The organism is Mycobacterium sp. TH-M82, from assembly GCF_057473605.1.
Genome location: NZ_JBYCKY010000875.1, coordinates 1 through 7,881, shown reverse-complemented (window position 1 = coordinate 7,881; position 7,881 = coordinate 1). Strand labels below are relative to the sequence as shown.

Below are 7,881 nucleotides of genomic sequence, written 5' to 3'. Positions count from 1 at the left end.
AGACCAGCAGCTACCCGCTGCACACAACCAAAACCGTGGTAAAAATCAGACTCGACACACCTCACCGGGTTCAGTCCACGGATCGAGGCTTAGTGGGCCGTCTGCGATTCGATATGGCGGAGGGTGTTGTTTGAAGCGGCGTCGGCTCGATCCGCAAATACGGCGTGAGCAGTTGCTCGATGTCGCAGCCGCGATGTTCGCGGAGCGACCCTACGAGGATGTGTATGTCGAGGACATCGCCGCCCGCGCGGGTGTGTCCAGGGCATTGCTATATCATTATTTTCCGGGCAAACGGGATTTATACGTAGCGATTTTTAAGCGATCAAGTCACAGGTTGCTGGCACGCACCAATCCTGATCCACTGCTGCCGCTGAACGAACAGATTGCCAGCGTGCTAGAGGCTCATATCCAATATTTCGCCGATCACCCGTTTGAAGCAATCGCGATCAACCGCGGCGCGTTGTCGGATGATCCGGAGATCCAGGCGATCATCACCGAAGAACTCAATATGATCGTCCGACGCCTGACCGACAAACTTGTCGCAGAGGGACATCCGCGCGCCGCCACCGAGATCGCCGCCGACGGCTGGTTGGCCTTCCTTCGCGCCGCGTGCGTGAAATGGGTTCAGTCGCAGAAAATCACGCAAGCTGACCTCACCGCACTATGTGTGCGCGCATCCGACTGCGTTTTCGGGCACCCCGAGGTAGCCCGCGCCCGGTCGAAGGAATCCCCCACCAAAAACCTGGGCCGCGGAGCCTTCAGGAGTCTGGCCTCACTCACCACGGCGATAACCGGCGCCAGCAGGCAGGTAGCGGAACCGCTACGCCGGGCCCTTCGCGTAGGAGGCCAGCGCCGACAATAAGCGCCGCTGCAACGGCTCTGCGTTCTATCGTCGAGCACCATGATGAGCTCTTCGGACCGATGCTGCCGGATTCGTCGCAAAGCCTCAGCGATCATCCCCAGCCGCTTGGATACCGCGGTGATCGCCTGGCGAGTCCCGTTACTGAGCCCACCTGGACCAGTACGAGGGGTTCACCTCACACCCTCAATCTCGGTGATGGCTGGTACAAGCCTTCGCCGAACACCGCCCACGGTCCGTGAGTCCGCAAATCTGTCACCGGGACATCGTGGCCTGTCTCTGCGCGAGTGTGGTGACCGCATCTCGCTGAGCGGTATGGCGGACCCGACATCGGTCTTCGGCGCTTTCAGTCGATGAGGTCCACTGAGCGGGTCTGGGGCTTTCAGTGGTTCACTGATCTGATGCATGATTCCGTGGTCTGCCGAAACGATCAAATCCATCGACGCCATCGAGCAGGTCAAACACCGCTACTTGCGAAAGCTGGATACCGGCCCCTGGGATGTTTTCGGGAGTACGCTGACCGCGGACTACGGTGCGTCGAAGGGGCGAGGGTCACAAGTTCACTGATGGCGCGTCACTCGTGCACTCCATGCGGTCTTCGTTGCGTGCGAAGGTCATCAGCGAACTCCGGGTCACCCCATCCCGAAATCACGTTGGCCGGCCCAAAGTACCGCGTCGGGCATTTGGTGCTTACAGGATCGCGTCATCGGGACCGATCACGAGTCCATTCTGATCGTCGCGGCGTTCTACCGCGACCGGTATCGCCGCACCGATGGTGGCTGAAAGATCAGCGTGACCGGGTACCAACGCACGTACGAGGCCGCTATGTCGCTGTGCGGCGTCGCCGGTTTCAAGTTATGCCGACAAGGCATTACATTGCTGAGCCCCGACCGCGACAGCTATCCGGTTACGGCTGGGCCGAAGTTACCGCTCAGTACGCTTGGTGACCGGCTTGAGCGCTGCTAAATTCCGGGGAGCCCGTTCGTTTTGTCCGGTTGCTCGGTGAAGATCGGCAGCCAGACCCTCTTTCTGGAGGTCCTGTGATGGGGGCCGTCAACGCTGATCGCCAAGAGGTGTCTTCACCATCCATGGTGGAGCGCGTCACTTTGATCCTCGACGCGTTCGAGCAGCGTCCGACCTCGCGTTTGAACCTCGACCAGATCGCCAGTCGCGCGAGTCTGCCGCGGTCGACAACGCACCGGATTCTGGCGCAGCTGGTCAAGCTGCAATGGCTTGAGCGCGGCGGCGCCCAATACAGTCTGGGAAGGCGCGCCCTCCGGCTGGGCAGCCAAGACGGGTTGCTGGGCGAGATCCGGCAAGCGGCGTCTGAGCATTTGCATCGACTGCACCTTCGTACCGGTCTGGTTGTGCACTTGGCCGCGTTGCAAGGACGCGACGAGGTTTTCCTCGACAAGATTGGCGGCCACTTCGCGATGTCGCTTCCCTCGAAGGTGGGTTTACGGCAGCGCGCATATCGCACCACCGGCGGCCGCGCGATGCTCGCATGGCTGCCGCCGGAGGAAGTTGATGACCTCTTCGGCCAGCGGCTACTCGGCTCCTCTGGCGGTGCGGGCTGGAATATGGCCAGTCTGCATCAGGAGCTCACACGGATCAGGCAAGGACGTGGTGTTTCGCTTGATCGCGGAGACCGTACTCGTCGATTTCTGGGCATGGAGTTGCCAAGCGTGGCGACCGCGATCTTCGATGGCAAAGGCCCCGTTGCGGCAGTTTGCGTTTGTGGCATCAGAAACTCGACACCGATCGAATGGGTGGTGCCACTGGTCGTCGACGCAGCTGCGCGGATAACTCAGCTATTGCGTGGTGAGGTGGCTTGAGCGCACGAATCAGCCGCTCCGTTTACTGAGGCGGGGGAGCCTGTCGGGAATTCTGTGTAAGTCAGAGGTGATTTGACCACGAGTTGTACTCTAACCCAACGGAATTCGACCGGGGAACTGACCCGTCCCGGCGTTTCCGGAGACTCCCGATCGTGGGAGGATCTGGGTTATGGGACGTGTCAACAAGTACCCCGACGAGCTGCGTGAGCGTGCGGTGCGCATGGTCGCTGAGGTGCGCCCGCAGTATGCGTCGCAGTGGGCGGCGATCACCGTCGTCGCGGGCATAATGGGGATCGGCACTCCTTCGATCGGACCTAGCCCGGATTTTTTCGCGGAATGCCGCCCCTCCCCTCAGCCAGCGGCTCACCAGCAAAATCGAGCGTAACGCCGCGCACCGCACTTAGCAGCAGCCAAGACAAACAAGACAAGTCCCCGGCACTGGCCGCTCCGCGCCGACCGCCTTTCGCGGCACGGCGGCCGGCCGCCAGCGTCGCGACACCGCCGAACGCCCAATCTGACAGCCACCCGCCTCCGAGCAACCCGCTCCGATCGGACAGCGCTCATTCGAAAAGCGATGCCGGTTGTCAGGGGGTCGTTCTACCGTCGTGGCCATGAATGCGGCCCAACGCTGCCAAGCATGGCCCCACCGGTCGGCGACCGCGGCCCCACCGACCAGAATCGCGCGGCTCACCGCGCCCGCACCCCCGACCGGCGGCGCCATCACCGGTTCCGCAGTGACCGGCTTCGCGGATACAGGGCGGCCGCGCAGCGGCCCGCGTCACCCGAAACCCGGCCCACAGCATCGAGCCAGACACCCGCGACTGCGACCCGTGTTGCGCTCCAGCCCGTCGAAGGCATTCCGCCCCGGGGCCTTCCGGGAACGGTGAGTAGACCCGCGTGAGCCCCGCCCACGACCTCGACGACGAACGAGCCGCGCTGCTCGCTCTGCTCGACGAGCGACCCGCCCAAGCCGGGCAGCGGCGAACCGAGAGCGCCTGGCCGGCCATCGCCTCAGCCGTGCTGGCCCGCGGATCGGCGATCACGCTATGGCACGAGCTGCATGCCCCCACACTCGACGGCCTCGACGACGACCCGCTGGCGCGGGCGCACGGTCGCACCCGCATCACCGGCTGCGCCCGCGCCGCTGCCCGCAACCCCGCCCGCCCCGCCGGCCCCGGCGCTGCCCCCGGTGCCACCAGCCCCGGCGCCACTGCCGGTGTCCGCGCTGCCGGTGGCGCCGAGACCGCCTTGCCCGCCGGTGCCGCCGGTACCGCCGGTGCCGCCGGCTCCGTTGATGCCCCCGATTCCCGCGCTGCCCCCGCTCCCGCCGTGCCCGCCGGCCCCGCCCTGGGTGCCTTGACCGCCTTGGCCCCCATTGACATTGGCGACCCCGGCGCTGCCCTGCATGCCCGCCCCGCCGGTACCACCTGCCCGCCGGCCCCGCCAGCGCCTGCAGCACCATCGGTCCCGCCGCTGCCCGCATGGCCGCCTAATCCGGCTGCCCCGCCTGCGCCACCCTGACCACCAGTCCCGGCGCCGGAGCCGGTATCAGCGGCACCCGTGCCGCCCTGGCCGCCCTGGCCCCCCATGCCGCCGGCACCGCCGTTGCCCTGGGCACCCGCAGTGCCGCCGAACAACCCGTGGCTCTGGCCACCTACCCCGCCAGCCCCGCCGTCACCGCCCGTGCCACCCTGACCCCCTATCACGCCCATGCCCCCAGCCCCGGCGTTGACACCGGCCGCACCAGCGGCGCCGGCGCCACCAATACCCCCGGTACCGCCCACGCCGCCCAGCCCGCCAGACCCGCCGGCACCGCCGCTACCCCACAGGAGTCCGCCATTACCGCCGGCCCCGCCGACCCCACCGTTACCACCCAAGCCGCCCAAGCCACCAGAGGCGCCAACCGAGCCAGCGACACCGATACCGCCGACCCCGCCCATACCGCCGCTGCCGAACAGGAAGGCTGACCCGCCGGCCCCACCATTTTGGCCAGGTGCGCCCGACCCGCCATTGCCGCCGTTGCCCCACAGCCAGCCACCCGGGCCGCCGGCCTGCCCCGTCCCCGGCGCACCATTGGTGCCATCACCGAACAGCGGCCGACCTGTGAGATCCCGCCACGGAGAAAACAGCGCCCCGGACTGAGCGGCACGCTGCAACGACCGGACGGGCGCATTAAACGCCGACAGCACGTCGTGCTGGGCGGCCGCCAACGGCGAGGCATTAGCCGCGTCGGTGGCCGAATACGACATCCGCGCGCCGTTCAATGCCTGCACGAACTGCTGGTGCACCGTTGCCACCTGAGCGTTCAACGCCTGAAACTCGCGCGCATGAACGGAAAACAGCGACGCGATCACCGTCGAGACCTCATCGCTCGCGGCGGGCATCACCGACGTCGTCGACGTCGCCGCCGCCGCAGTGTAAGCAACACTCAGTGACGAACCGATACCCGCCACATCTGCTGCCGTCGACGCCAATACCTCGGGAACCACCAGCAGATACGACAACGCAATCCCCCTCTGAGGTGGTTCGCTGGGCAGACTTTCGGAACTTAGAAACCGTACTATTGCACATGCGTACAAATGCGCAATTTTCAGTTCACCAAGCTTGCCAAGAGACTTCACCCGGACGCGCGTAGTGCGGCGACGAAGAGCGTGGATTCCTGCCTGGTCGCCCTAACATCTGCCGGTTAGCGGCAACCCTGACTCGTTCGATTAGTGGCCGCGTACGTAAACGACCGCGGGCGGCCAGTAATTGCTACGTGAGACCCTGGCGCCAGCCCATACCCGTGCACGGCGGTCGTAGAAAAGGCGCGCCCATTGCACCGTTGGGTGCGGTCCCCTCATCAAGCCCGCCGCCTTGCCGGTCCTCGGCAGCCCAGCGCAGGAGACACTAACTGCGCTGATGGCCGCAGCTCGATGGCGAGCGCGCTGTTGTTGCGTCTACGGCGGCGGCCGGCCCGTGAGATCTTCATGGATAACCGCTGATATCCACGAGGAAGTACGGCGCCGAGGCGCACGTTCGAAGAATCGACCCTGGCGCGGGATGGGTAGCGCGCAAGCGATCACTCGGCGTCGACCAGGGACCAGTCCACCAGCTGCTACACCAGGTGATCAGGAACCCACCACGTCGAAAATCGCCGCGGCGGAGGTGACGGCCTTGTCGGCGTTCCCCTCGTCGTGCAGCAGCATGCGCACCCCGACGCGGCCGGGCCGGCCGGCATGCGCCGTGCCCTCGACGCGGAACGGGCCCACCTTGCCGCGCGACATGAACATCACGTGCCAGCTGACCACCTGAACCTTTCGTGTCCCGGCGGCCTCGGCGGCGAGGTCGGTGGCCGCGGTTTCCAGGACGACGTGTTGGGGCCCGATGTGCAGGGCCGCGTCCGGAGAGGCGAGTTCGGTGCTCAGCTCGGGCAGCACCCAGTGGCCGTCGTCGCGCCGGCTGGCGCCGAAGGCCTGCCACAGCGGCGGCAGGTCGGGCGAGTCCTCGATCACCAGCTCGGTGCCCGAAACATCCATCCTGCCAAGGCCTTCGGGTGGGACACCGATGATCGCCCCCTGGCCCTCGTTGAACGCGAGGACCCGGTCGGGGTGGTCGGCGTCGACGATCGTGCAGCGTCCGTACCCCATGGTCCGGCCCTGGTGCACGATGCCCGATCCGACGATCTCGATCCTGCCGACGTCGTAGCCGGGGTCGACGATCTGCACCGAGGCGATCACGGGGTTGGGCACCGCGACCATGTCGGTCTGGCATCCCTCCGGTGAGGAGATCGCCAGCGGCGCCACCATGAGCCCGCCGGCCTCGTTGCGCATGTCGCGGCGGATGGTCACGGTGTCGTCGGGCTCGCCGAGGTCCATCGACGAATGCTTGCGGCCGATGTAGCGGTAGCTCAGCAGACCCGTCCAGCGGCGGTACAGCTCGTCGCGGTAGGCCGCGGAGTCGCCGGCCAACTCCCGGATGTCGCGCAGTTGGTCGCTCAATCCCGGCCGCCTTTCCCCGATGTCGGGCTACCGCACTGCTGAGCGACTGTACAGACTCGGGGTCGGTGGGGCCAGGAGCCGATCAGCTTTCGACGGCCTCGAGCAACGCCTCGGCGGCAAGCCTGCCCAGCGCGTCGGACGCCAGCGGGCTGTCGCCGCTGAGCAGCCGGCGGTCCCGGTGAGTCATGCCGGTCATGTCGTCGTTGCGGATCGTCACTCCCTGCTTTGCCAGTAGATCGCCGACGAGCCATGGCAGATGACCGGGCAGGTAACCGATTTCGACGTTCGGCCCCTTGTCGAGTGCGTCGGGAAAGACACAGACCGAGTAGCCCTTGAACGGCGACTCGTCCTTGTCCAGCGCGCCGGCGAGCAACGCGGCCGGGCCGTGACACAGCGTGATGATGAACCTGTCGTTGGCCAGGGCCCAGTCGAGCGTGCGCCCCACCGTCCGGCTGTCGGGGAGTCCCACGACCGCGCCGTGGCCGCCGGGGATAAAGACGGCCAGGTAGGCAGATTTGGGGCCGAGCTCGTGGTCGACGACGTCCGACAGTCTCTTGGGCTGTTTGAGCTTGGGCTTCAGGGCCTCGTAGGTCGACAGCACCGCCCCGTCTTCGCGCGGCATGGCCCACAACTCCAGCTTGGCCGGGTAGCCGGAGATGGTCGCGACGTCGACGTCGAAACCCGTCTCCATCAAGTGGTGCAGCGGAAGCAGCGTCTCGACGGGATGGTTGCCGGTGGAGAACATCGTGCCGTTCTCCAGCAGCACGTAGCGCTCCTCGGTCGCGATCAACAGCACCTTCCACCTGCCCCCGGTGTATGCGCCCGGGTGCTGTACACCGTCGAAGTCGGTCTTGGGCGACGTGTACTCGTTCAGCGAGTACGCGGAGGGGAAGAACGCGTTGTCCTCCGCCTCGTCTGGCCGGGGCTCTTTACTCAGCTCGTCTGCATTGCGCGCCATTCGCGGTGACTGCCCGCGCGGGAGCGCCGGTAAACGCGTATCAGGAGGATCCGCCCCGGCGCACCTGCTTGAACGGCATGCCGCGGTCCGCCGCGTACTCGCGGGGGAAGTTCAGCACCCGCTCGCCGATCACGTTGCGCGCCATCTCGGTGGTGCCGCCGCCGATGCTGGCGGTCTGGCGGCTCAGGTAGCGCGTGCCGATGTCGAGCAGCCCCGCCGCGTCGTCGACGACTGCCGCCGTGCCGGCGA

General features: G+C 66.4%; 4 protein-coding genes and 4 pseudogenes. 4 read left to right on the top strand and 4 right to left on the bottom strand.

Going from position 1 to position 7,881, the window contains the following annotated elements:
• Positions 1-130 precede the first annotated feature (130 nt).
• The 4 genes and pseudogenes from AC2VON_RS25465 to AC2VON_RS25450 form a co-directional block, all read left to right on the top strand.
• The gene (locus AC2VON_RS25465; protein ID WP_486955300.1) at positions 131-862 is read left to right on the top strand and encodes a TetR/AcrR family transcriptional regulator; all 732 of its coding nucleotides are present in this window, start codon (positions 131-133) and stop codon (positions 860-862) included.
• 402 nt (positions 863-1,264) lie between these two features.
• Positions 1,265-1,702: pseudogene (locus tag AC2VON_RS25460) on the top strand (nuclear transport factor 2 family protein); the annotation flags it as partial.
• Positions 1,703-1,902: 200 nt separating this feature from the next.
• Complete coding sequence (locus tag AC2VON_RS25455) at positions 1,903-2,694, top strand: IclR family transcriptional regulator (RefSeq protein ID WP_486955299.1); 792 nt, start codon at positions 1,903-1,905, stop codon at positions 2,692-2,694.
• A gap of 169 nt (positions 2,695-2,863) precedes the next feature.
• A pseudogene (locus tag AC2VON_RS25450) lies at positions 2,864-2,998 on the top strand (IS3-like element ISMyma3 family transposase); the annotation flags it as partial.
• Positions 2,999-3,810: 812 nt separating this feature from the next.
• On the opposite strand, the pseudogene AC2VON_RS25445 reads toward AC2VON_RS25450, so the two are convergent.
• The 4 genes and pseudogenes from AC2VON_RS25445 to AC2VON_RS25430 form a co-directional block, all read right to left on the bottom strand.
• A pseudogene (locus tag AC2VON_RS25445) lies at positions 3,811-5,198 on the bottom strand (PE family protein); the annotation flags it as partial.
• Positions 5,199-5,804: 606 nt separating this feature from the next.
• Complete coding sequence (locus AC2VON_RS25440) at positions 5,805-6,674, bottom strand: hypothetical protein (protein ID WP_486955298.1); 870 nt, start codon at positions 6,672-6,674, stop codon at positions 5,805-5,807.
• Positions 6,675-6,756: 82 nt separating this feature from the next.
• Positions 6,757-7,632, bottom strand: coding sequence for a glyoxalase III HchA (gene hchA, locus AC2VON_RS25435; RefSeq protein ID WP_486955297.1), 876 nt, complete (start codon positions 7,630-7,632; stop codon positions 6,757-6,759).
• 40 nt (positions 7,633-7,672) lie between these two features.
• Positions 7,673-7,881 (bottom strand): annotated as a pseudogene (locus AC2VON_RS25430) (acyl-CoA dehydrogenase family protein); the annotation flags it as partial.